The following is a 21,872-nucleotide window of genomic DNA, read 5'->3' as shown; positions in this document are numbered from 1 at the left end:
GGGGCGCTGCCCATCGCGCTGGGGGCGGGCGTGGCGCTGGCCGGGGTGCTGGCCTTTCGCCGCGCGGCCACGACGGTGAACCCGACCACGCCGCAGGCCTCGTCCAGCGTGGTGACCACGGGCATCTATGCCCACAGCCGCAACCCCATGTACCTGGGCTTTGCCCTGGCGCTGCTGGGCTGGGGCCTGTGGCTGGGCCATGCCGGGGCGCTGCTGGTGCTGCCGGCGTTTGTGCTGTACATGAACCGCTTCCAGATCGTGCCGGAAGAGCGCATGCTGGCGCAGAAGTTCGGCGTACCCTACACCCGCTATCTGCAGCAAGTGCGGCGCTGGCTGTAAGCCGGGCTGGCGCTCGGCGTGCGCGCCCAGGACGCTGCAGCCACCCGGCCATAAAAAAAGCCACGGTGGCAACACCGTGGCGGGGGGCATCAACGCTGGCCGGGTCAGTACTTGACCACCGAGCGGATGGACTTGCCCTCGTGCATCAGATCAAACGCTTCGTTGATCTGGTCCAGGCCCATGGTGTGGGTCACGAACGGTTCGAGCTGGATCTTGCCAGCCATGGCGTCTTCCACCATGCCAGGCAGCTCGCTGCGCCCCTTGACGCCGCCGAAGGCCGTGCCCAGCCACTTGCGGCCGGTCACCAGCTGGAAGGGGCGGGTGGAGATTTCCTGGCCCGCGCCGGCCACGCCGATGATGACCGACTGGCCCCAGCCGCGGTGCGCGCATTCCAGCGCGGCACGCATGACCTGGGTGTTGCCGATGCACTCGAACGAGTGGTCCACGCCCCAGGTCGTCATCTCGACGATGACCTGCTGGATCGGCTTGTCGAAGTCCTTGGGGTTGATGCAGTCCGTGGCGCCGAAGGTCTTGGCCAGGTCGAACTTGCTGGGGTTGGTGTCGATGGCGATGATGCGGCCGGCCTTGGCCAGCTTGGCACCCTGGATCACGGCCAGGCCGATGCCGCCCAGGCCGAACACGGCGACGGTGTCGCCTTCCTGGACCTTGGCGGTGTTCTTGACGGCGCCCAGACCGGTGGTCACGCCGCAGCCCAGCAGGCAGACCTGCTCGGGGTTGGCCTCGGGGTTGATCTTGGCGAGCGAGACCTCGGCCACCACGGTGTATTCGCTGAAGGTGGAGCAGCCCATGTAGTGGTAGATGGGCTGGCCGTTGTAGGAAAAGCGGGTGGTACCGTCGGGCATCACGCCCTTGCCCTGCGTGGCGCGCACGGCCACGCACAGGTTGGTCTTGCCGCTCTTGCAGAACAGGCATTCGCCGCATTCGGCGGTGTACAGCGGGATCACATGGTCACCCGGCTTGACGCTGGTCACGCCTTCGCCCACTTCCACCACGATGCCGGCACCTTCGTGGCCCAGCACCACGGGGAACAGGCCTTCGGGGTCTTCACCGGAGAGCGTGAAGGCATCGGTGTGGCAGACGCCGGTGTCGGTGATCTTGATCAGCACTTCGCCCTTCTGGGGCGGTGCCACGTCGATTTCGACGATTTGCAGGGGTTCTCCGGCCTTAAAGGCCACGGCGGCGCGGGATTTCATGATGGTCTTTCTGTTGAAGGCGTGGGAAGGCGAGGCGCGGGACGGCTTCGCGGTGCAAGTGCCTGACTGTAGAGCATGCCGGGCCGCGGTGGCGGGCCATGGCCGCAGGTGCAGGTGTGTTGGCCGCAGATGCAGGTGGGCATCTGGGCGGCAGTGGCTGTTAGGGCGTAGCGTTCGGTAGCAGCGCGCCCCAGACTGGGGTGGCATCGGCAGGGGCGGCCGGCTGAAGCTCGATGGGCCCCCAGCTGCTTTCGCAGTGCGTCACCGCCCACTGGCTGGGGCGGAAGCGCGCGGCGGGGCCGTCGGGCTCGGGTTGGCCGAACTCGGCCTCGATGTCGTAGTCGATCAGCGGTCGGTGGAACCAGGCGTATTCGCCCTGCTGGCAGTCCAGATGGGGTCGGTCCGGGTCTGGGACCCAGGCGCCATACCCATCGCCAGCCTGGCGGTCGAAGTGGGCGACGGGGCGAATTTGCTGGTCGTGCGCCAGCTCCAACCGGGTGGGGTTGGTCTCCATTGCCGTGGCCCAGGCGCCGGCCACCTGCACCGGGTGGGGGAAGCGCACGGCCCGCAAGCCGCGCAAGCTCAGCGGTCGTTGGGGTTCCCCGTTGTCAAACGGGTCATAGCGGTCGATCAGGCTGCCCTGGGGGATCCGCAGCTCGCCATACTGAAAGTCCTGCGGCAGCACGAAGTGCTGGCGGCTGTGGCGGGAGCGGTGCTGCTGCTCCAGCGTCTGCTGGATCTGCCAGATGTGCTGTACCAATACCAGCCCCCAGAGGCAGCCAACCGTTGCCAGCACCGACAGCGCCACGATCCCCGCCCGCCAGAAGCGGGGGCGCTGCGCAGCGGGCAGGTGGCGGTGGCGCCATCCCCACCGCAGGCGGTACAGCAGCAAGCCGGCGCCCAGCGCCGCAGCCACCCACGGGGCCAGCAGGAGCAGCAGTTGGGGCCAGGAAAACAAAGGGCCGGGAATCATCGATCGGGGAGTGGGCAGTGCAGGCGGCGATGCCCCAACTGTAGCGATGGTTGCCAGGCGTGCCGCGTGGGCGCAGGCATGGGCCTGCGTATAGTCGGCGGCAGCTCGGTGGCCGGCTTTGAATCAAAAATGCCTGTTGCCCTCTGTTTACCTGTGTTTAAAGCTACTTTTTTTGATATGGAACACCGCCACCCAGGCGCTCACCGCGTCGATATCGTCGTCTACCCCGGCTTCAAGGCGCTGGAGGCCATCGGCCCGATGTCGGTCTTTGAGTACGCCAACGTGCACCTGCGTGCCAAGGGGCTGGCCGATGGCTATGCCCTGCGCGTGGTGGCCGCGCAGCGCGGGCTGGTGCGCTCGGACACGCTGATGGCGCTGGAGGCCACGCACACCCTGGCCGATGTGGAGCAGGACACGGGCTGCACCGTGCTGCTGGTGGGCGCGCGCCACATCGCCACGGTGCTGCAGGCCAGCGCGCCGCTGGTGGACTGGGTGGGGCGTGTGGCGCCCCAGGTGGCACGCACCATTGCGTTGTGCAGCGGCAGCTTCTTCCTGGCCGAGGCCGGGCAGCTCAACGGCCGCCGCGCGGCCACGCACTGGAGCGTGGCGCAGGAGCTGCAGCGCCGCCACCCCCAGGTGCGGGTGGATGCCGATGCCATCTATGTGCGCGAGGGGCCGTACTGGACCTCGGCCGGGGTCACGGCCGGGATCGATCTGGCCCTGGCCGTGGTGGAGCAGGACTTTGGCCACGCCCTGGCGCTGGAGGTGGCGCGCGATCTGGTGATGTACCTCAAGCGCCCCGGCGGGCAGTCGCAGTTCAGCGTGCAGCTGGCCAGCCAGGCCGTGCAGCACAGTGGTGTGCGCCTGGTCCAGCAGTGGGTGCTGGCGCATCTGGACCAGCCCATGCCGCAGGCGCTGCTGGCCGACAAAGCCGCCATGAGCGAGCGGCACTTTCGCCGCGTGTTCCAGCAGGAAACCGGCGTCACGCCCAGCGCCTTTGTCGAGAACGCACGCCTGGAAGGCGCCAAGCAGTTGCTGGAGACGCGTGGCGATCTGCCCCTGAAGACCGTGGCGGCCAAGGTGGGGCTGGGGTCGGAGCAGGCCCTGCGCCACCTGTTCCAGAAAAGGCTGGGCATCACGCCCGTGGCCTACCGCGAGCGCTTCGGGGATTAGGCTCCGGGCGCCCGGGGCTTGCGTGGTGCAGGCTCAGAGCGCGGGGGTGTTCCAGGACGCCAGCAGATCGGCCAGCTCGTCGGCGGCCGATGGTGGCGGGCTCTGTGCTGGCGCTGGGGTGGCCGCCGCCTGTGCCGGGGGGACTGCGGGCAGCGCCGAGGGCAGCAGCTGCTGCAGATCCAGCTGCGGGTTGACCAGCCACAGGCACATCACATAGGTGGCCGTGGCAATCGCCGGGTCACCGCGCTCCAGGCGGGCCATGGTCGGTTGGGAGATGCCCAGCTGCTGCGCCCACTGTGCCTGGGTTTCCCCGCGCGCCTTGCGGGTGGCGACGATCTGCTGGGCCACTTGCTCGATCTGCGACAGGATGAACGGCGGAAAGTCGGTGGGACAGGTGTTCTGGCGGGGCATGGAGGCCGATGGTAGTACCGTTCGTCGGGCGTTGGGGTAACTCTATGAATAATTTCACAGCAACCACTCGATCGGCAGCAGGCCCAGGAACCAGAGCGACAGGCGCTGGTGCCAGCGGCTCTGGGGCTCGGTGTCGTACACCGGCGCGGGATCGCCGACGCCGCTGTGCCAGCGCAGCTGTCCCTGCGCGTTCAGGCTGACGCGGTAGGCCAGGGCCGGGATGGTCTGGTCAAAGCTGTGGCTGATCTGCTGCGCCAGGCGCGGGCTTTCGATCATCAGGCCCATCTCGGTATTGAGCTGCAGCGAGCGCGGGTCGAAGTTGAAGGAGCCGACAAAGGCCCGCTGCCCGTCGACCGCGAAGGTCTTGGCATGCAGGCTGCTGCCGGAACTGCCCAGTGACGCCAACTGCAGGCGCAACCGGTCGCCGTCCTCGGCATAGTCCGGCGGTGCGCCGCGTTTCTCGTACAGCGCGATGCCGGCTTGCAGCAAGGGCTTGCGGTACTTGGCGTAGCCCGAGTGCACGATGGCCACGTCGGTCGCCTCCAGGGCGTTGGTCAGGATGCGCACGCGCAGGCCCTGGGCGCGCAGTTGGGCGAAGGCCTGCACCCCAGCGGCCGTGGGCACGAAGTAGGGCGACACCAGGTCCAGCGACTGCGTGGGTGTGCCGATGGCGCGGCGCAACTGCTCGCCGATGAGGGCGGTGCTCGGGGCCTGGCCCTGGATCTTCTCGGGCGGGTCGCTCACCAGGTGGGCCACGGCCCAGTCCATGGGCAATTGCGCCTGCAGCAGGTGCTGCACGAAGGGGGTGGCTTCCAGCGCCTGGCGGTAGTCCTGGGCTGCGGGCGACTGCACCAGCGCCTGGCCGCTGCGGCGCAAACCCTCGAGTGCCCCCGGGGCGACCGGGCGCACCACCTGGTCGACCGGGTAGGCGGCGACATGGTTCCAGTAGCGGTCGAAGTCCTGCTCGATGGCGAGCACGGCCGGGCCGATGGCCAACACGTCCAGGTCGGCAAACACGACGCCATCGGTGGCGCCGAAGTATTCGTTGCCGACATTGCGCCCGCCCACGATGCTGGCCTGCCCGTCCGCTGAGAACGACTTGTTGTGCATGCGCCGGTGGGTGCGGCGAAAGTCTGTGACATAGCCCAGGGGCTTGAGCCAGCCGCGCAGGGGCAAGGGATTGACCAGCCGCACTTCGGCGTTCGGGTGGCTGTGCAGGGCCTGCAGGGCGTCGTCCAGCCCGGTGGTGCCGCCGTCGTCCAGCAGCAGGCGCACGCGCACGCCGCGGTCGGCGGCCAGCAGCAGCTCGTGCAGCAGCAGCAGGCCGGTCTTGTCGTGGCGCCAGATGTAGTACTGCACATCCAGCGTGTGCTGGGCGGCGCGGGCCAGCAGGCTGCGGGCGGCGAAGGCTTCGCGCGGATCGCCCAGGGCGTAGACCCCGGAGTGCGTGGCCGGGGCCTGCGCCTGCTGCCGCAGGGCCGCATGGGCCTGGCCCAGGGCCGTCTGTGCGGACACGTCCGGGGCTATGGCCTGCGTGGCCTGGGGCGGCTGGATGGGGGCGGGCAGGCTGCAGGCGCCCAGCCCGCCCGCCAGCACGGCAGCCCCGAGCCACGGCAGGCGCCGGTGCTGGGGCGTGGTCTTGCTAAAAAACATAGCTTTCAACGCTGGCTGGACAAGCGCTACAGGCCAAAAAGGCTGGGACAACGGTGGGCTGCACCGGCATCAGTCGCCCATCACCACGCCTTCGCGGCGCGGATCGGCGCCGCCAAACCAGAAGCGCTTGCCGTGGGCTTCGCCGCGCGTGATGGCCTGCAGGCCGCTGGTCAGGTCCTGCTCCTTCACTTCGGCGCCGCGTGCCTGCAGGGCCTGCACGGTGGCGGCAGGGAAGCGCTTCGCCTCCAGCAAGGTCGGGCCGTTCAGGCTGCTGAAGTTGGGCAGGTTGATGGCCTGCTGCGGCGTCAGACCCCAGCCCAGCACGCCCTGCAGCGTCTTGGCCGTGTAGTGGATGATCTGCGCCCCGCCGGGGCTGCCGGCGCTCATGATGACCTGGCCCGTGGCCTTGTCGAAGACCAGGGTGGGGGCCATGGACGAGCGCGGGCGCTTGCCGGGCTGCACGCGGTTGGCAATCGGCTGGCCGTCGGCGGCCCGGGGGGCCATGCTGAAATCGGTCAGCTCGTTGTTGAGCAGAAAGCCCTGGACCATCTGGCGGCTGCCGAACTGGTCCTCGATGGTGGTGGTCATGGCCAGGGCGTTACCAAACGCATCGACGATGCTGATGTGGCTGGTGCCGTATTCGATCTGCTCGGGCATGGGCGCATGGCCGACCTTGAACTGGGCCGGGTTGCCGGGCTTGGCCACCTTCATGCTCTGCGCGCCGATCAGGCGGGCGCGCTCCTGCAGGTAGCGGTGGTCCAGCAGGCTGTGCCAGCTGCCGCCCGGGGGCTGGACGAAGTCGGGGTCGGCCACGTACAGGGCGCGGTCGGCAAAGGCCAGGCGTGCGGCCTCGGTGTAGTAGTGCAGCCAGTCGGCGCTGGGCAGGCCGTCACTGCCCAGCGGCATGCGCGCGGCGGGCGTGTGGCCCAGGATGCCCAGGATCTGACCCACGGCGATGGCACCCGAACTGGGTGGCGGAAAGCCGCAGAGGATGTAGCTGCGTGCGGCACCACCGGGCGTGCTGGCGGGCAGGTTCCAGTCGTGGCACAGGGCCTGGCGCTTCTTGGGCTGGTAGCCGGCCAGGTCCTGCAGCGACAGCACGCCGGGGTTGGTGGGGTGGTTGCGCACCTTGTCGACGATGGCCTGGGCCACGGGCCCTTCGTGCAGCGCCTGGCTGCCGTGCTGGGCGATGGCGCGCAGCACCTGGGCGTATGCGGGGTTCTTCAGCAGCGTGCCCACAGGCAGGGGCTGGCCGTCGGCGCCATAGAAGTAGGCGCGCGCGACGGGGTCGCTGGGCAGGAATTTCTCGCTGCGCAGCAGCGTGTGCAGGCGCGGGCTGACCTTGAAGCCCTGCTCGGCCAGCTGGATGGCCGGTTGCAGCAGGCTGGCCCAGGGCAGCTTGCCGTGTTCCCGGTGGGCCAGCTCCAGCATGCGCACAGCGCCGGGTGTGCCCACCGAGCGGCCGCCGACGACGGCATCGTGGAAGGCCATGGGCTGGCCGTCGGCCTTCAGGAACAGGTTTTCGGTGGCGGCGGCCGGGGCGGTCTCGCGCCCGTCATAGGCCAGCACTTGGGTGCCGGCGGCGTGCAGCAGGAAAGCGCCGCCGCCGATGCCGCTGGACTGGGGCTCGACCAGGCCCAGCACCATTTGCACGGCAATTGCGGCATCGATGGCGCTGCCGCCGGCCTTGAGCACCTGGTAGCCGGCATCGGTGGCCAGCGGGTTGGCGGCGGCAACGGCGAATTGCTCGGTGGCCCAGCCGGGTTTCTCGGTGTAGCCGGAGCTGCCTTCGGGTTGTGCGGGGATCTGGTAGTTCAGCCCTGCGGTCGGGCGGGTGGGGGTGCCGCAGCCTGCCAGCAAGGCCGTCAAAACGACAGCGCCCAGCACAGGGGCTGGGCGCAGGGTGTTGGGGGTGCGGGCGAGAGCAGGTGCGTGCATGGGGCGGTCTCCTGGGGTCCGTGAAAAAACCCCAGTGTGCCCCAAGCCCGCGTGCCACCGCGTAGGCAGTTTCAGCTAGTTCAATGGATGAACTTGATGAAGGCCTGGATCAGGAAGGCGTTGATGATGTCGATGAAGAAGGCCCCCACCAGCGGCACGATCAGGAAGGCCTTGTGCGAAGGGCCGTACTGGTTGGTGATGGCCTGCATATTGGCCACGGCCGTGGGCGTGGCCCCCATGCCGAAGCCGCAGTGGCCGGCGGCCAGCACGGCGGCATCGTAGTTCTTGCCCATGATGCGGAAGGTGACGAAGGTGGCATACAGCGCCATGACCACGGTCTGTGCGGCCAGGATGACCATCAGGGGGGCGGCCAGATCGGTCAGCTCCCACAGCTTCAGCGACAGCAGGGCAATCGCCAGATAGATCGACAGCGCGGCGTTGCCGAACACGTCGATGGCGCGGTCAAACACCTTGAAGCCAAAGATGTAATCCAGCGAGTTGCGGATGATGACGCCACCGCCCAGTGCCCAGACGAAAGTGGGCAGCTGGATGGCCGTGCCCTTGGTCACGCCAGTCATGAATTCGGCAAACGCCAGGCAGCCGGCAAACAGGGCCAGGGTCTCGATGGCGGCGTCGGCCGTGATCAGGCGTGGGGTCTTGTTGGGCGATTCGAAGTTGGCCACCAGGCTGTGTTCGGACACGGCCGGGGTTTCTTCGCTCAGCTGTTCGGCATCGCTGCGGGACTTGGCCAGCCGGTGCTGGGTAACCAGGCGCTTGGCCAAGGGGCCGCCCAAAATTCCGCCGATCACCAGGCCGAAGGTGGCGCAGGCCATGCCCAGGGTGGTGGCGCCGTTCAGGCCGTACTGGTTTTGCAGCACCGAGCCCCAGGCGCCGGCGGTGCCGTGGCCGCCGATCAGGGTGATGGAGCCGGCCACCAGACCGATCAGCGGGTCCAGACCCAGTGCGCTGGCCAGGCCAACGCCGACGGCGTTCTGCACCAGGATGAAGGCGGCGATCACGCCCAGAAACAGCACCAAGCCCGAGCCCCCCTCGCGCAGCTTGGCGAAATTGGCGCTCAGGCCAATCGAGGAAAAGAACACCAGCATGAACGCGGTCTGCAGGCTGCTTTCGAAGCCGAATGTCCAGCCCAGGGTGAGGTGCAGCACATAGATCACGGCGGCGACCACCAGGCCGCCGGCCACGGGTTCCGGAATGTTGAAGTCACGCAGGAAGCGGATGCGCGAGACCAGGAGCTTGCCCAGCAGCAGCACCAGCACGGCGAGGATGAGCGTGTAATACGCACTGAAATTCACATGCATCAAGGGTCCTCTTTCACAAGAAGCGGCAAAGCGATGGTCCATGTCCGGCCGCAGCAGGGGCATGGCCAAAAGCGCTTAAGTTGGTCGGTCAAAGACGTGTGAGAGCCAGTCATGCGTAATGCATATATCTGCAGCTATCAAGTGGATAGCTGGAGGCGCATAGGAATAAAGCGCTATCTGGCGAGTGTCTTTGAATATTTTGAAAAGCCAGTTATGACTTTTCGAGATGTGACTGTCCCGCCGCAAGGGGAGGGACGTCCTGCGCGCGGACTATGCACCAAGATGTGCGTTAGCGCTTGCTGATGGCGGGTTTTCCCTCTTGTATTCTGGGAATGCGATGGGAGCTATCTGCGAAATGTGATAGCAGTCTTGTGCCAGACGCCGCGGCGCTGCGTGGCCCATGGGCTGTGGATCGCACAGGTGCAGGCTGTGCGCCGCAGTGGGTGCTGGCGGACGCTGCGCACCATGGTGGTGCAATGCCATGCCGCGGTTGGGGCTGAAGGCGGCACGCGGCACGCCTTCGCCTGTGGCGCCTAAGACAGTGCCACGCGGGCCCGCCCCATGCGCTGGGCCTGTTCGCAGGTCTGGGTGGCTCGTGCCAGGGCTTCGGCCGGGGTCTCGGAGCTGCGCACGGCGATCAGCCCGGCGCTGAAGCTCAGCCCCAGCTTGTGCTCGGCATGCAGCAGCGGGCGCTGCGCCAGCTCGGTCTGCAGGCGTGCCAGCGCCTGGGCGGCATCACCAGGGTCGGTGGCCGGAAAGACGATGGCGAACTGCAGGTCGTTCACCCGCCCCAGGGCATCCTGCGGGCGCAGGGTGCTGCGCACCAGCCGCGCCACATGGGTCAGCGCAGCCAACTCGGCCGGCGGCAAGTCCTGGCTGGGCAGGTCCGTGGCCGCCAGCGGGTCCAGCTGCAGCGTGGCCAGGCTGACATGCTGCGCATGGCGCTGGGTGCGGGCCACTTCCGCCTGCAGGGTTTCCTGCAGGCCCTGCAGGTTCAGGGCGCCCGTCAGCGGGTCGTGGCGGGTGCTGCTCTCGAACTGGGTCAGGATATCGGTCAGCTCGGCAATCTTGCGCTCCTGGGCCAGGGCCTGGGCGCGCAGATCTTCCAACTGGGCCTGGGCCATGCGGTTTTCGGTGGCCAGGGCATGGCCGGACTGGACCACGGATTCCAGCACCTGCGCCAGGCTGCCCAGGTCCTGGGTCTGCTGGATCTGCTGGGCGCATTCCTGCAAGGCCTCGGCGTGGGTGGCGCTGAGCTTGCCCAGGCTGGCCAGTTGGCTGGTGTGTTCGCCCAGCAGCTGCTTGAGCTGCTGGTAGGCGTCGTTGCGGGCGCCTTCGATCTGTAGGTGGCGGAACAGCAGGTTCTTCAGGTGCGTCTGCATCGTGTCGAGCTGTGCCAGGGACCAGGGCTGTTGCATGGCGCTCGTCAGCGCCTGGGCCTGTTGCTGCAGGGCCTGGTCCTGCGCGGCGATGGCAGAAATGTGCTCGGCCACCATGCGCAGCATGGCCAACATGCTCTGCCGGCGCTGCGCCTGGTCTTCGGCGGTGAAGGACAGCCGGTAGCTGTAGTTGTGCAGCATTTGCTCCAGTGCGGGCAGCGGCGGCGGTGCGGTGCGCAAAAAAGTGGCCAGCTGGTCGGTCAGCTCGTGCATGCGCTGGTCTTCATCGCCCAGCACGGCCAGGGTGCTTTCCATCATGCGCGCCATCTGGTCGGCCAGGGCCGGGGGCAGGACGTGCACGGTCTCGGTCACGGGGCCGGGCGGGGGCAGCAAGGTGGAATTGCCCAGGTCCAGCTTGGCGAAGCTGGCAATGGCGCTTTGCAGGCCGGTCCAGTCTTCGGCCTCCACCGCTGCGGCAAACTCGTGGGTGATGCGTTTTTGCGCCGGGGTCTGGGTGGGCAAAATGCTGGCGATGCGGCGCAGCGGTGGCTTGGGGAAGGGCAGCTTGGGCAGCAGGCCGGCGACTTCTTCGTAGATGGCCTGGTAATTTTCCGGCGTGGGGGGCAGCCGGCGCGAAGCCAGCAGCTTCAAGGTGTCGCGTGCAATTTCAGCGGGTGAGAGGGCGGCCACAGCAATGCCTTCTAGTTATGGGGGGGGGGGATTTCGGGAGTGTGCCGAATTTCGGGGCAGTCGCGCGGCCCAGAGGGTGCGTAAGTGTGCCCTCATACTCCGCTGGAGATTGTCTGGATGCCACCTACAATCGGTGTAATCTGTTTAGAGCCCATGAAGATTCTCATTTCCAACGACGACGGTTATCAGGCACCCGGCATCGTCGCGCTGCACGCTGCCTTGACTTCCATTGAGGGGGTGGAAGCCGAGGTCGTCGCCCCCGAGCACAACAACAGCGCCAAGTCGAATGCGCTGACACTGCATTCTCCGCTGTACGTGCACCGTGGTGCGAATGGTTTTCGCTATGTCAACGGAACCCCCGCGGATTGCGTGCACATCGCCATGACCGGCTTGCTGGGCTACCGCCCGGACCTGGTGGTCTCCGGCATCAACAACGGCGCCAACATGGGCGACGACACCATCTACTCCGGCACCGTGGGCGCCGCGATGGAGGGCTACCTGTTTGGCGTGCCCGCCATTGCCTTCTCCCAGGTGCAACGCGACTGGGTCGAGCTGCAGGCGGCCGCGCAGAAGGCCAAGCAGATCGTGCAGCAGATGCTGCAGCAGCAACTGGTGGGCCAGGCCCCCTGGCTGCTCAACGTGAATATTCCCAATCTGCCGCTGGAGCAGATGGGGGGCGTCAAGCTGTGTCGCCTGGGGCGCCGCCATTCGGCCGAGCCCGTGATCACCCAGGTCAGTCCGCGCGGAGAGACCATGTACTGGATCGGCAGCGCAGGCGCGGCCAAGGACGATGCGGAGGGGACGGATTTCCATGCCACCGCCCAGGGCCATGTGTCCATGACGCCGCTGAAGGTGGACCTGACAGACCACGAACATTTGGTCTATTGGGCGCAGACGGCCTCCCGCCTGGATGGCAGCGCAGGTGCGAGGGCCGCGGCATGAACCAACCCAAGCGACCCGGTTTTCCGGCATGGATTGCGTCCTCCGCGGCGCCCAAACCTGCAGCAGGTGCGCGCACGCCCGTAGCGGCCGGCACCGCCCAGCGCCCGGCGATGGCGCCCGTGGGGTGGGGGCTGGATTCGGTGGCCGTGCGCATGCGCATGGTGCAGCGGTTGGCGGCCTCGGGCATTCAGTCGCAGGCGGTGCTGTCTGCCATGGGCGGCGTGGAGCGGCACCTGTTTGTGGACAGTGCCCTGGTGAACCAGGCTTACGAAGACACCAGCTTGCCAATCGGCTTGCAGCAGACCATCTCCAAGCCCAGCGTGGTGGCCCGCATGATCGAGCTGCTGGAGGGCGCCGAGTGCGCGCGTGCTCCCGGAGGCTTGGGGCGGGTGCTGGAAATCGGTACCGGCTGCGGCTACCAGGCTGCGGTGCTGGGGCGCGTGGCGCGCGAGGTGTATTCCATCGAGCGGCTGCGCGGCCTGCATGAAAAAGCGCGGAACAATTTGCGGCCGCTGCGACTCAGGAATGTGCACCTCTTGTTTGGTGACGGAATGCAAGGGTATGCGCAAGGTGCGCCCTACGCGGGCATCATTGCGGCCGCGGGTGGCGATGCCGTCCCCCAGGCATGGCTGGATCAGCTGGCTGTGGGAGGGCGTCTGGTTGCGCCCATGGTGAGAAATGCCGGTCAGCAGGTGCTGCTGGTGATCGATAAAACGTTGCACGGGTTTACGGAATCCGTGCTCGAGGCAGTGCACTTTGTCCCCCTAAAATCGGGGATTGCCTGAAAGGGAAATGAATATGTTGTTATCGCGAGGTCTTGGTTCTTGGGGTGCGGTCTTGGTGGTTGGCGGATTGCTGGTGGGGTGCGCTCAGGTGAACAAGGCTCCGGTGGAAGACCGTGGTGGCTGGGGCGGTGGGTCCGCTGCGCGCGTTGACCCTGCCACGCTGCCTGGTGCAGAGAATGCGGGCAAGCCGGGTTACTACACGGTGCAGCCTGGTGATACCTTGATCCGGATCGGCCTGGAGCACGGCCAAAGCTGGAAGGACATTGCGCGCTGGAGCAATCTGTCCAATCCCGACCTGATCGAAGTGGGGCAGGTGGTGCGCGTGGTGCCGCCAGGGGGCGCGGATGGCGAAGGTGCCCGCCCCGTGGCCAGCACCAAGGTGCAGGCTACGCCCTTGCCGCCGGCCGGCAGCTCGGGCAGCGCAGCGCCCGCACCTGCGCCAACGCCCACACCCGTGGCGACCCCACCGTCCGACGCGGCGAAGAATGGTTCGGCGGGTGGCGATGCCAGCGGTTTGGGCTTCATCTGGCCCGCTGCGGGTCCGGTGATTGCCGGCTTCAACGAGTCGACCAACAAGGGGGTGGATATTGCCGGCAAGGCTGGCGATCCCGTGATGGCCGCCGCCGATGGCCGCGTGGTGTATTCGGGGGCCGGCCTGCGCGGCTATGGGCACCTGATCATCCTCAAGCACAACAACACCTACCTGACGGCCTACGCCCACAACCAGAAGCTGCTGGTCAAGGAAGACCAGAATGTGAAGAAGGGGCAGAAGATTGCGGAGATGGGCAACAGCGATGCCGACCGCGTCAAGCTGCACTTCGAGGTACGCCGTCAAGGCAAGCCGGTCGACCCTTCGCGCTATCTGCCCGCACGTTGATGCGTGGCCGGAGGTCTGTCGGATCTCTGGTGCAAATGCCCGGTGCAACCCGCACCGGGCATTTTTGTTTTGACATCTTTTGACCCAGGAGCTGGTGTGAGTGAAACGTCCTTGCCCCCCGATCATGACCTGTCCGTTGAGGACGATGCCGCCGACGTGGAGGTCGCGACGACGGAGGTGGAGCTGCGCGTGCTGCAGGTGACCCTGGAGCAGCACGGCAGCCGGCTGGACAAGGCGCTGGTGGACCTGGTGCCGGAGTTCTCGCGCAGCTACCTGCAGCAGTTGCTGGCGCAGGAGGCCGTGCAGGTCAACGACCGCCGGGTGACCAAGGCCTCGCACAAGGTCAAGCTGGGTGATGTGTTGGCGGTGGAGATGCGTCCTACGGCGCAAAGCCAGTCCTTCCGGGCGGAGGCGATGGCGCTGGACGTTGTCTACGAGGATGAGCACCTGCTGGTGGTCAACAAGCCGGCCGGCCTGGTGGTCCACCCGGCGCCAGGGAACTGGAGCGGCACCTTGCTGAACGGTTTGCTGGCCCACCATGCCGGAGCAGCGGCCGTGCCGCGCGCCGGCATCGTGCACCGTCTGGACAAAGACACCAGCGGCCTGATGGTCGTGGCCAAGACGCGAGCCACCATGGACGCTTTGGTGGCCTTGATTGCGCGCCGCGACGTCAGCCGACGCTATCTGGCCCTGGCGCACAAGCGCTGGAGCGGTCCGGAGCTGCAGGCGGTGAATGCCCCGATCGGGCGCGATCCGCGCAACCGCCTGCGCATGGCGGTGGTGGATCTGGCGCAGCATGCCGGCAAGGAAGCGCGTACCGACATCACCTGCTGGGATACGACGCAGGCGCATTGCCTGGTGCATTGCAAGCTGCACACCGGGCGCACCCACCAGATCCGTGTGCACATGCTTTCCTTGGGGCACCCCTTGGTGGCCGATGCCTTGTACGGGGGCGCGCAGGCCGGTGGCATGTTGCGGCAGGCACTGCATGCGTTTCGCCTGTCATTCGCCCATCCGGTCACGGGCGCGAGCCTGGAGCTGGCGGCCGAGCCGCCTGCGGATTTCCTGCGGGCCATCGAAGAATTGGGTCTGCGCTACAATCCGTCCTGATTCTGAAGCTGGGCGCCTGGTGGGTGCCCCTGCGATTGTTGGTGCACTTGCCCGTGAGGGTCCGGTCCATCTGTCTGCCATCCCCCTCTTTTGATGAGGCTATCCCGCGCTTGAACCATGCATACGGTTGACGCCAAACGGGTTCTGGAAACCGCTTTGATCTGTGCGCAGCAGCCTTTGCCGCTGCGGGATCTGCGCGCGCTGTTCGACGGCAACTTGGGGGCGGACACCCTCAAGGACTTGTTGCTGGGCCTGCAGCAGGAGTGGGTGGGGCGTGGGGTGGAACTGGTGCAGGTGGCCTCGGGTTGGCGCTTTCAAAGCCGCCCGGAAATGCGGGCCTTCCTCGACAAGCTGCACCCCGAGAAGCCACCGCGCTACAGCCGTGCTGTGCTGGAGACTCTGGCCATCATCGCCTACCGTCAACCCGTGACACGTGGTGATATCGAAGACATTCGCGGCGTGACGGTCAACAGCCTGATCATCAAACAGCTGGAAGACCGTGGGTGGGTGGAAGAGATCGGTCACCGGGAAACGGTGGGGCGTCCCGCCTTGCTCGCCACGACGCGCCAGTTTCTGGATGATCTGGGGCTGAAGTCGCTCGACGAGCTGCCCATGCTGGATGAGCCGGAGGCCCAGGCCACCTTGTTCTCGGCCCTGGATGCAGAGGCGGGCGACGCCGTGGTGGCGCAAGATCCTGCCGTACCTGCGGACACCGCACCCGACGATCTGTTTGCCGAACCTGCGTTGCCCATGGACCAGGTGTTTGTTCCGGTGGAAGCGCCGGCTGCCGTGGATACGGTGGATACCGGCGAGGCCGATCCCGTCTGACCCTGGGGCAAGCTGCCTCGTATTGAATGCAAGCGTCGTGCCGATAGAAATGGGCGGGCGCAGAAATGGAAATCATGACTAAAGAACACAAGCCCGCTCGCCGTGCGCCACGCAGCACCGAGCGCAAGCAGCAGATGGACCGCGCGTCCACGCCCGAAGTGGCAAACGCCCCTCAATCCGCGTTGACGGATGTCTCGAATGCCGAGTCTGGCTACGATTTTGCAGCCGTGATTGCCGGGGAGCTGGATGCGGCCGAGACGCAGCCCGAGTCCAGCACGGTCAAACGCGTGCTCAAGCCCGAGGTGGAATCGCCGAAGCTGCACAAGGTGCTGGCGCAGGCCGGCCTGGGCTCGCGCCTGGAGATGGAGCGCATGATTGTCGAGGGGCGCATCACCGTCAACAGCGAGCCGGCCCACGTGGGGCAGCGCATCCAGCTGGGTGACAGCATCAAGGTGGACGGCAAACCCATCAAGGTGCGCATCGATCCACCGGCTGTGCGCGTGCTGGCCTACCACAAGCCGGCTGGCGAAGTGGTGACGCTGGATGATCCGCAAAACCGCCCCACCGTGTTTCGTCGCCTGCCCAAGCTGCACAACGGCAAGTGGCAGTCGGTCGGTCGCCTGGACTTGAACACCGAAGGCCTGTTGCTGTTCACCAGCTCCGGCACCCTGGCCAATAACCTGATGCATCCTCGCTTCGGTCTGGAGCGCGAGTACGCCGTGCGCGTGCTGGGTGCGTTGACCAAGGAAGAAAAGCAGCTGCTGACCAGTGGTGTGCAGCTGGAAGACGGTGAGGCCGCCTTCGGTTCCATCGAGGATGGCGGGGGCGAGGGTGCCAATGTCTGGTACCGCGTGACCATCTCCGAAGGCCGTAACCGTGAAGTGCGTCGCATGTTCGAAGCGGTGGGGCGTGCTGTCAGCCGCCTGATCCGTATCCGCTACGGCGCCATGCAGCTGCCCCGCGGCCTGCGCCGTGGCGCCTGGATGGAGCTGGACGAGCAGGACGTGCAGGCCTTGATCCAGGCGACCGGCGTGTCCATGGCCAAGCCGCGCAAGCCTGTGCCGCAGGGCAATGCGCGTCGCGAGTCGGACCGTGCCGGTTCACGTGCCAAGGCACGGGTGACAGCCGCTGCAGAGGCGCGCGAGCTGCGTGCGCGGCGCAAGGCCAAGTCCGCGCCCAAGCGGACCAGCAACAACGACTACCAATTGCCGTCCGTTCAGCCAGATCCGTTGAAGACCTCGGTCGGCTACATCGGTCACGACAGCCTAGCGCGTGCCCGCGCACAGGCGAAGCGCAAACCTGGCGCGCGGCGCGGCGGGCGCTGATTGGCTGGCCTAGGTCAGCGCTTTCTAGGGTTGCCACTGGCCCGCTAGAATCAAGGGTTTTGCCGATACGGCAAAAAATCATTCCATTTTCACTAGGAAAACCAAATGGCTATCGAACGCACCCTCTCCATCATCAAGCCTGACGCCGTTGCCAAGAACGTGATCGGCCAAATCTACAGCCGTTTCGAAGGCGCTGGCCTGAAGATCGCCGCTGCCAAGCTGGTGCACCTGTCGCGCGCTGACGCCGAGCAGTTCTACGCTGTGCACGCTGCCCGTCCTTTCTTCAAAGACCTGGTGGACTTCATGATCTCCGGCCCCGTGATGATCCAAGTGCTGGAAGGTGAAAACGCCATCCTGAAGAACCGCGAACTGATGGGCGCCACCGACCCCAAGAAGGCTGAAGCCGGCACCATCCGCGCTGACTTCGCTGACAGCATCGACGCCAACGCCGTGCACGGTTCGGACGCCGCTGAAACTGCTGCTGTCGAAGTGGCTTTCTTCTTCCCTGGCATGAACGTCTACGCACGTTAATACCATGTCTCCCATGCTGGCCGTGCTTGCTGTAACGGCGGCACCCCTGCATGGGAGTGCCGCCCTGTAAGTGGTCCAGGTACTGCATATGACCACGAATCTTTTGAATTTCGACCTCCAGGGGCTGACCGCATATTGCGAGTCGCTGGGGGAAAAACGTTTTCGAGCCACGCAGCTGTTCCGCTGGATCCACCAGCGCGGTGCCAGCGACTTCGACCAGATGACCGATCTGGCCAAGTCCCTGCGCGAAAAACTCAAGGGCAACGCCTGCATTGAAGGCCTGTCCGTCATCACCCAGCACGAATCGCAGGATGGCACCATCAAGTGGCTGTTCGATGTGGGCGATGGCAATGCGGTGGAGTCGGTCTTCATCCCCGAGGATGATCGCGGCACGCTGTGCGTGTCGTCCCAGGCCGGTTGCGCCGTGGGCTGCCGTTTTTGCTCCACCGGCCACCAAGGCTTCAGCCGCAACCTGACCACGGGTGAAATCCTCGCCCAGCTGTGGTTCGCCGAGCATTTGCTGCGCAAGCACCTCCAGACCGAAGAACGCGTCATCACCAATGTGGTGATGATGGGCATGGGCGAGCCCCTGCAGAACTACACGGCCCTGGTCCCCGCGCTGCGCACCATGCTGGATGACCATGCCTACGGCCTGTCGCGCCGACGTGTGACCGTGTCGACGTCGGGCGTGGTGCCGATGATGGACCGCCTGGCACAGGACTGTGCCGTGGCACTGGCGGTGTCGCTGCACGCGCCCAACGATCCCTTGCGCGAGAACCTGGTGCCCTTGAACAAGAAGTACCCGCTGGACGAGCTGATGCAGGCCTGCGTGCGCTATCTGGAATTTGCGCCGCGCGATTTCATCACCTTCGAGTACTGCATGCTGGACGGCGTCAACGACCAGCCGGAGCATGCCCAGCAATTGATCGATCTGGTGCGCAAATACAGCCACCAAGGCAAGCCCTGGTGCAAGCTGAACCTGATCCCGTTCAACCCCTTCCCGGCCTCTGGGCTGTTGCGGTCCCCGAATGCGGCGGTGGCGGCCTTTGCCAAGGCGCTCAGCGATGCGGGCATCGTGACGACGGTGCGCAAAACCCGCGGGGACGATATCGATGCCGCCTGCGGGCAGCTGGCTGGCGATGTCAAGGACAGGACCCGGGCTGCGGAGCGCATGGCAAAGCAACGTACCATACCGCTGACACCCATTTCGTAACCGTTTCTTGACCGCAAGGATGTGCATGCCAGCCCCATTCATTCCCATGAAGCAGATATTCAGCAAGGCCTATCTGGGCGTGGGGGTGGTGGCAGCATGTATCTTGGCCGGGTGTGTGTCCACGCCGGCGGCCGTCAAGCCGGAGGCCATTCCCGGGTCTGCCGCCGAAACAGAGGTGCACCGCCTGGCCAAGACGCGCTTGCAACTGGCGGCCTTGCACTTTGAGGAAGGCCGCGCCGAAGTGGCGCTGGGCGAAATTGCCCAGGCGCTGCAGGCCTACCCCCGTTACGTCGATGCCTTCAACCTGCAAGGCTGGATCTACCTGAGCCTGCAGGACTACAAGAACGCGCACCAGAGCTTTGTGCAGGCCCTGGCCCTGCGTCCCGGCGATGCCGACAGCCTGTACAACCTGGGCTGGGTGCAGTGCCTGCAAAAGCAATTCACGGTGGCCGATGGTAATTTCGATGCGGCCTTGGGTGCGCCGCGCGCCAGCGGCCAATCGGTGGCACGCATCTGGCTAGCCAAGGGGGTGTGCCTGCGCCAAGCTGGTCAGATCGACAAGGCCTTGCAGGCGCTGGAAAAAGCCAACGAAATCGAGCCGGGCAGCCCTGCGGTTGCCTACAATTTTGCCGATGCCCTGCTGGCGCAGGGCGAGGCCGAGCGTGCGCGCTTCTATGTGCGCCGCATCAACAATGGGCAATGGGCATCGGCGCAGTCGCTGTGGCTGGGCATCAAGGTGGAGCGCAGCCTGGGGGACCGGGTGGCGATGCGGCAATTGGCGGATCAATTACATAAGCGATTCCCTGACTCCAAGGAATGGCAACGGTTTGAGCGGGGAGCGTTTGATGACTGAGGTGGTGGATGTGAGCAACGCAGAGCAACAAGTTGGTGGCGGCACGGGCACGCTGCCCAGCAGCAGTGCGGGGCAGATGCTGCGCCAGGCGCGTGAGCAGCGACAGGTGTCGCTGCAATCCTTGGCGGGCGCACTCAAGGTGCCGGCACACAAGCTGCAGGCCCTGGAGGAAGACCGCTGGGACTTGCTCACGGATTCGGTGTTCACGCGTTCGCTGGCGCTGAGCGTGTGCCGCGTGCTGCAGATTCCTTCGGCGCCGGTGATGGCCGGGCTGCCCAAGCACGAGGCGGCCAAGCTGGCGTCCAACCCCGAGGGCATCAACACGCCGTTCAAGGAAAAGACGCTGCGCTCCCTGATGTCGCCCACGCAGGACAGCGGCTCCGGCAGTGCGGTGAAACTGGGGATCGCCGTGCTGATTGCCGCCATCGGTGGCGCCGGCCTGTATTTCCTGCCGCAGTGGCAGGAAGCCCAGGACGCGGCCGGCGGCGAGACCCATCTGAGCGAAGCCGCTCCCGCGGAGCCGCTGTTCATGCCTGCCCCCGAAGCCGCAGCACCTGCAGCCACCGAGGCGGCACCTGCTGCGGAGGCGGCCCCCGCCGTGGCGGAAAAGGCCGTGGCCCCTTCGGCTGCTGCGCCAGCCGCCCCTGCACCCAGCAGCGCCGCCGAGCCTGCCGCGGCACCTGTGGCCACCCCTGCCATGCCGGCTGCGACAGCCGCTGCCGCCGCAGCTCCGGCGGCAAATGGCATGCAACTGCGTTTCACCGCGAATGCCGAGAGCTGGGTACAGGTGCGCGATGCGCAGCAGCGCGTGGTGATGGAAAAGATTTTGAAGTCTGGCGATGTGTTTGAGGACACGGCCGCCGGACGGCCTCTGCACGTGGTGGTGGGCAATGCCGGCGCCACCACCTTGCAGATTGATGGCGCTGCATTCGATCTGGCCGCTGCGGCCAAGAACAATGTGGCCCGGTTCGAGGTGAAGTAACAAGTGTCTGACAACACATTCCAGGCGTCGCCGATCGCGCTCGCTGCCCCGCTGCCCCGCCGCAGCCGCCAGGCCCGTGTGGTGTGGCGCAACAACGTGGTCACCGTGGGGGGCGATGCGCCCGTGCGCGTGCAGTCCATGACCAACACCGACACGGTGGATGCGGTGGAAACCGCCATCCAGGTGCGCCAGCTGGCACAGGCCGGCTCGGAGATGGTGCGTATCACGGTGAACACGCCCGAGGCCGCGGCCGCCGTGCCCTACATCCGCGAGCAGTTGGACCGCATGGGTGAGTACGTGCCGCTGGTGGGCGACTTTCACTACAACGGTCACCGCCTGCTGACCGATTACCCCGCCTGCGCCGAGGCGCTGTCCAAGTACCGCATCAATCCCGGCAACGTGGGCAAGGGCGAGAAGAAGGACAAGCAGTTCGGCCAGATGATCGAGATCGCTGCCAAGTACGACAAGGCGGTGCGCATCGGCGTGAACTGGGGCTCGCTGGACCAGGAAATCATGGCCGAGCTGATGGATGCCAACAGCCGGCGCGCCCAGCCCTGGGAAACGCGCCAGGTCATGTACGAGGCGCTGATCACCTCGGCCATCACCTCGGCCGAGCTGGCCCAGAGCATCGGGCTGAACCCTGACAACATCATCCTGTCCTGCAAGGTGAGCGGGGTGCAGGATCTGATTGCCGTGTACCGCGAGCTGGCACGCCGCTGCGACTACGCGCTGCACCTGGGCCTGACCGAAGCCGGCATGGGTACCAAGGGCACGGTGGCATCGACCGCCGCGCTGGCCGTGCTGCTGCAGGAAGGCATTGGCGACACCATCCGTGTCTCGCTCACGCCCCAGCCGGGCGAAGCGCGCACGCAGGAGGTGGTGGTGGCCTCGGAAATCCTGCAAAGCCTGGGCCTGCGCGTGTTCGTGCCCAGCGTGACGGCCTGCCCCGGTTGCGGCCGCACCACCAGCACCACCTTCCAGGAGCTGGCCAAGCAGATCGACGACTACCTGCGAGGCCAGATGCCGGTGTGGCGCATGAAGTACCCGGGCGTGGAGGCCATGAAGGTGGCCGTCATGGGCTGCATCGTCAATGGCCCGGGTGAGAGCAAGCATGCCGACATCGGCATCAGCCTGCCGGGCAACGGCGAGGCGCCCGCAGCGCCGGTGTTCATCGACGGCGAAAAAGCCATGACGCTGCGCGGGGAGGGGATCGCGCAGGAGTTCCAGGGCATCGTCGAGTCCTACGTGCAGCGCCGCTGGGGTGCGGGTGCTTGAATAAAACAATAGCTTTCAGCGCGCGTGTTTAAATACTTTCAACGATAAAAGTTTCTGAAAAC

Annotated in this window: 20 protein-coding genes; 13 read left to right on the top strand and 7 right to left on the bottom strand. The window is 66.3% G+C overall.

Annotated elements, in window-relative coordinates; translation table 11 throughout:
- A partial coding sequence (locus tag FYM52_RS14170) for an isoprenylcysteine carboxylmethyltransferase family protein (RefSeq protein WP_154164561.1) occupies positions 1–339 on the top strand: 339 nt, incomplete at its 5' end.
- 104 nt (positions 340–443) lie between these two features.
- On the opposite strand, the gene FYM52_RS14165 is transcribed toward FYM52_RS14170, so the two are convergent.
- On the bottom strand, positions 444–1,553 hold the full coding sequence (locus tag FYM52_RS14165) for an S-(hydroxymethyl)glutathione dehydrogenase/class III alcohol dehydrogenase (RefSeq protein WP_042415706.1): 1,110 nt from the start codon (positions 1,551–1,553) through the stop codon (positions 444–446).
- Positions 1,554–1,713: 160 nt separating this feature from the next.
- Entirely contained in the window at positions 1,714–2,511 is a 798-nt protein-coding gene (locus FYM52_RS14160) for a hypothetical protein (RefSeq protein WP_234686608.1), read from the bottom strand.
- A gap of 192 nt (positions 2,512–2,703) precedes the next feature.
- Here FYM52_RS14160 and FYM52_RS14155 point away from each other — a divergent pair, with 192 nt between their 5' ends.
- Positions 2,704–3,699: a GlxA family transcriptional regulator gene (locus tag FYM52_RS14155; RefSeq protein WP_154164559.1), complete on the top strand. Its 996-nt coding sequence runs from the start codon at positions 2,704–2,706 to the stop codon at positions 3,697–3,699.
- Positions 3,700–3,732: 33 nt separating this feature from the next.
- Here the strand turns inward: FYM52_RS14155 and FYM52_RS14150 are convergent, their stop codons facing one another.
- The 5 genes from FYM52_RS14150 to FYM52_RS19190 form a co-directional block, all read right to left on the bottom strand.
- Positions 3,733–4,110: a helix-turn-helix domain-containing protein gene (locus FYM52_RS14150; protein ID WP_154164558.1), complete on the bottom strand. Its 378-nt coding sequence runs from the start codon at positions 4,108–4,110 to the stop codon at positions 3,733–3,735.
- A gap of 54 nt (positions 4,111–4,164) precedes the next feature.
- Complete coding sequence (locus FYM52_RS14145; RefSeq protein WP_154164557.1) at positions 4,165–5,763, bottom strand: phospholipase D family protein; 1,599 nt, start codon at positions 5,761–5,763, stop codon at positions 4,165–4,167.
- 69 nt (positions 5,764–5,832) lie between these two features.
- A complete protein-coding gene (locus tag FYM52_RS14140; RefSeq protein WP_154164556.1) occupies positions 5,833–7,701 on the bottom strand; it encodes a gamma-glutamyltransferase family protein in 1,869 nt (622 codons plus the stop codon).
- An 80-nt stretch (positions 7,702–7,781) separates the two neighbouring features.
- The gene (gltS, locus tag FYM52_RS14135) at positions 7,782–9,020 is read right to left on the bottom strand and encodes a sodium/glutamate symporter (protein ID WP_154164555.1); all 1,239 of its coding nucleotides are present in this window, start codon (positions 9,018–9,020) and stop codon (positions 7,782–7,784) included.
- Between the two features lie 533 nt (positions 9,021–9,553).
- Entirely contained in the window at positions 9,554–11,089 is a 1,536-nt protein-coding gene (locus tag FYM52_RS19190) for a GGDEF domain-containing protein (protein ID WP_154164554.1), read from the bottom strand.
- Positions 11,090–11,242: 153 nt separating this feature from the next.
- Between FYM52_RS19190 and surE the strand changes: the two genes are divergently transcribed.
- From surE to ispG, 11 genes are all read left to right on the top strand, one after another.
- Positions 11,243–12,031 carry a 5'/3'-nucleotidase SurE gene (surE, locus tag FYM52_RS14125; protein WP_043386562.1) on the top strand — a complete coding sequence of 263 codons (789 nt, stop codon included), beginning with the start codon at positions 11,243–11,245 and terminating at the stop codon, positions 12,029–12,031.
- Positions 12,028–12,816, top strand: coding sequence for a protein-L-isoaspartate(D-aspartate) O-methyltransferase (locus tag FYM52_RS14120; protein WP_043386559.1), 789 nt, complete (start codon positions 12,028–12,030; stop codon positions 12,814–12,816). Before surE ends, FYM52_RS14120 begins: the two co-directional genes overlap by 4 nt.
- A 13-nt stretch (positions 12,817–12,829) precedes the next feature.
- On the top strand, positions 12,830–13,693 hold the full coding sequence (locus FYM52_RS14115; protein WP_043386556.1) for a peptidoglycan DD-metalloendopeptidase family protein: 864 nt from the start codon (positions 12,830–12,832) through the stop codon (positions 13,691–13,693).
- 96 nt (positions 13,694–13,789) lie between these two features.
- Entirely contained in the window at positions 13,790–14,803 is a 1,014-nt protein-coding gene (locus FYM52_RS14110; RefSeq protein WP_179954955.1) for an RluA family pseudouridine synthase, read from the top strand.
- A gap of 117 nt (positions 14,804–14,920) precedes the next feature.
- Entirely contained in the window at positions 14,921–15,631 is a 711-nt protein-coding gene (gene scpB, locus FYM52_RS14105) for an SMC-Scp complex subunit ScpB (RefSeq protein ID WP_070356683.1), read from the top strand.
- A gap of 74 nt (positions 15,632–15,705) precedes the next feature.
- Positions 15,706–16,956 (top strand): 23S rRNA pseudouridine(2605) synthase RluB, encoded by a 1,251-nt coding sequence (gene rluB / locus FYM52_RS14100; RefSeq protein ID WP_370513852.1) that lies wholly within the window; start codon positions 15,706–15,708, stop codon positions 16,954–16,956.
- Positions 16,957–17,061: 105 nt separating this feature from the next.
- A complete protein-coding gene (gene ndk, locus FYM52_RS14095; protein ID WP_042415683.1) occupies positions 17,062–17,487 on the top strand; it encodes a nucleoside-diphosphate kinase in 426 nt (141 codons plus the stop codon).
- Between the two features lie 88 nt (positions 17,488–17,575).
- The gene (rlmN, locus tag FYM52_RS14090) at positions 17,576–18,700 is read left to right on the top strand and encodes a 23S rRNA (adenine(2503)-C(2))-methyltransferase RlmN (RefSeq protein ID WP_154164551.1); all 1,125 of its coding nucleotides are present in this window, start codon (positions 17,576–17,578) and stop codon (positions 18,698–18,700) included.
- A 46-nt stretch (positions 18,701–18,746) separates the two neighbouring features.
- The gene (locus FYM52_RS14085) at positions 18,747–19,553 is read left to right on the top strand and encodes a tetratricopeptide repeat protein (RefSeq protein ID WP_154164550.1); all 807 of its coding nucleotides are present in this window, start codon (positions 18,747–18,749) and stop codon (positions 19,551–19,553) included.
- Positions 19,546–20,535, top strand: coding sequence for a helix-turn-helix domain-containing protein (locus FYM52_RS14080; RefSeq protein ID WP_154164549.1), 990 nt, complete (start codon positions 19,546–19,548; stop codon positions 20,533–20,535). Before FYM52_RS14085 ends, FYM52_RS14080 begins: the two co-directional genes overlap by 8 nt.
- Before the next feature lie 3 nt (positions 20,536–20,538).
- Positions 20,539–21,810 carry a flavodoxin-dependent (E)-4-hydroxy-3-methylbut-2-enyl-diphosphate synthase gene (gene ispG / locus FYM52_RS14075; protein ID WP_045267103.1) on the top strand — a complete coding sequence of 424 codons (1,272 nt, stop codon included), beginning with the start codon at positions 20,539–20,541 and terminating at the stop codon, positions 21,808–21,810.
- The last annotated feature ends 62 nt before the right edge of the window (positions 21,811–21,872 follow it).

This window comes from Comamonas sp. CAH-2 (genome assembly GCF_009668305.1).
GTDB classification, from domain to species: Bacteria; Pseudomonadota; Gammaproteobacteria; order Burkholderiales; family Burkholderiaceae_C; genus Comamonas; species Comamonas aquatica.
The sequence above is the reverse complement of the archived record's forward strand: the minus strand, read 5'-3'. Positions and strand labels throughout refer to the sequence as shown.

Excerpts from the sequence above, each read along its gene's own strand:
- FYM52_RS14115 (WP_043386556.1), top strand. The coding sequence starts at position 12,830 with ATGTTGTTATCGCGAGGTCTTGGTTCTTGGGGTGCGGTCTTGGTGGTT.
- rluB (WP_370513852.1), top strand. The coding sequence starts at position 15,706 with ATGACTAAAGAACACAAGCCCGCTCGCCGTGCGCCACGCAGCACCGAG.
- rlmN (WP_154164551.1), top strand. The coding sequence starts at position 17,576 with ATGACCACGAATCTTTTGAATTTCGACCTCCAGGGGCTGACCGCATAT.
- FYM52_RS14140 (WP_154164556.1), bottom strand. The coding sequence starts at position 7,701 with ATGCACGCACCTGCTCTCGCCCGCACCCCCAACACCCTGCGCCCAGCC.
- FYM52_RS14150 (WP_154164558.1), bottom strand. The coding sequence starts at position 4,110 with ATGCCCCGCCAGAACACCTGTCCCACCGACTTTCCGCCGTTCATCCTG.
- gltS (WP_154164555.1), bottom strand. The coding sequence starts at position 9,020 with ATGCATGTGAATTTCAGTGCGTATTACACGCTCATCCTCGCCGTGCTG.
- ndk (WP_042415683.1), top strand. The coding sequence starts at position 17,062 with ATGGCTATCGAACGCACCCTCTCCATCATCAAGCCTGACGCCGTTGCC.
- FYM52_RS14165 (WP_042415706.1), bottom strand. The coding sequence starts at position 1,553 with ATGAAATCCCGCGCCGCCGTGGCCTTTAAGGCCGGAGAACCCCTGCAA.
- FYM52_RS14085 (WP_154164550.1), top strand. The coding sequence starts at position 18,747 with ATGAAGCAGATATTCAGCAAGGCCTATCTGGGCGTGGGGGTGGTGGCA.
- surE (WP_043386562.1), top strand. The coding sequence starts at position 11,243 with ATGAAGATTCTCATTTCCAACGACGACGGTTATCAGGCACCCGGCATC.
- scpB (WP_070356683.1), top strand. The coding sequence starts at position 14,921 with ATGCATACGGTTGACGCCAAACGGGTTCTGGAAACCGCTTTGATCTGT.
- FYM52_RS14145 (WP_154164557.1), bottom strand. The coding sequence starts at position 5,763 with ATGTTTTTTAGCAAGACCACGCCCCAGCACCGGCGCCTGCCGTGGCTC.
- FYM52_RS14155 (WP_154164559.1), top strand. The coding sequence starts at position 2,704 with ATGGAACACCGCCACCCAGGCGCTCACCGCGTCGATATCGTCGTCTAC.
- FYM52_RS14080 (WP_154164549.1), top strand. The coding sequence starts at position 19,546 with ATGACTGAGGTGGTGGATGTGAGCAACGCAGAGCAACAAGTTGGTGGC.
- FYM52_RS14120 (WP_043386559.1), top strand. The coding sequence starts at position 12,028 with ATGAACCAACCCAAGCGACCCGGTTTTCCGGCATGGATTGCGTCCTCC.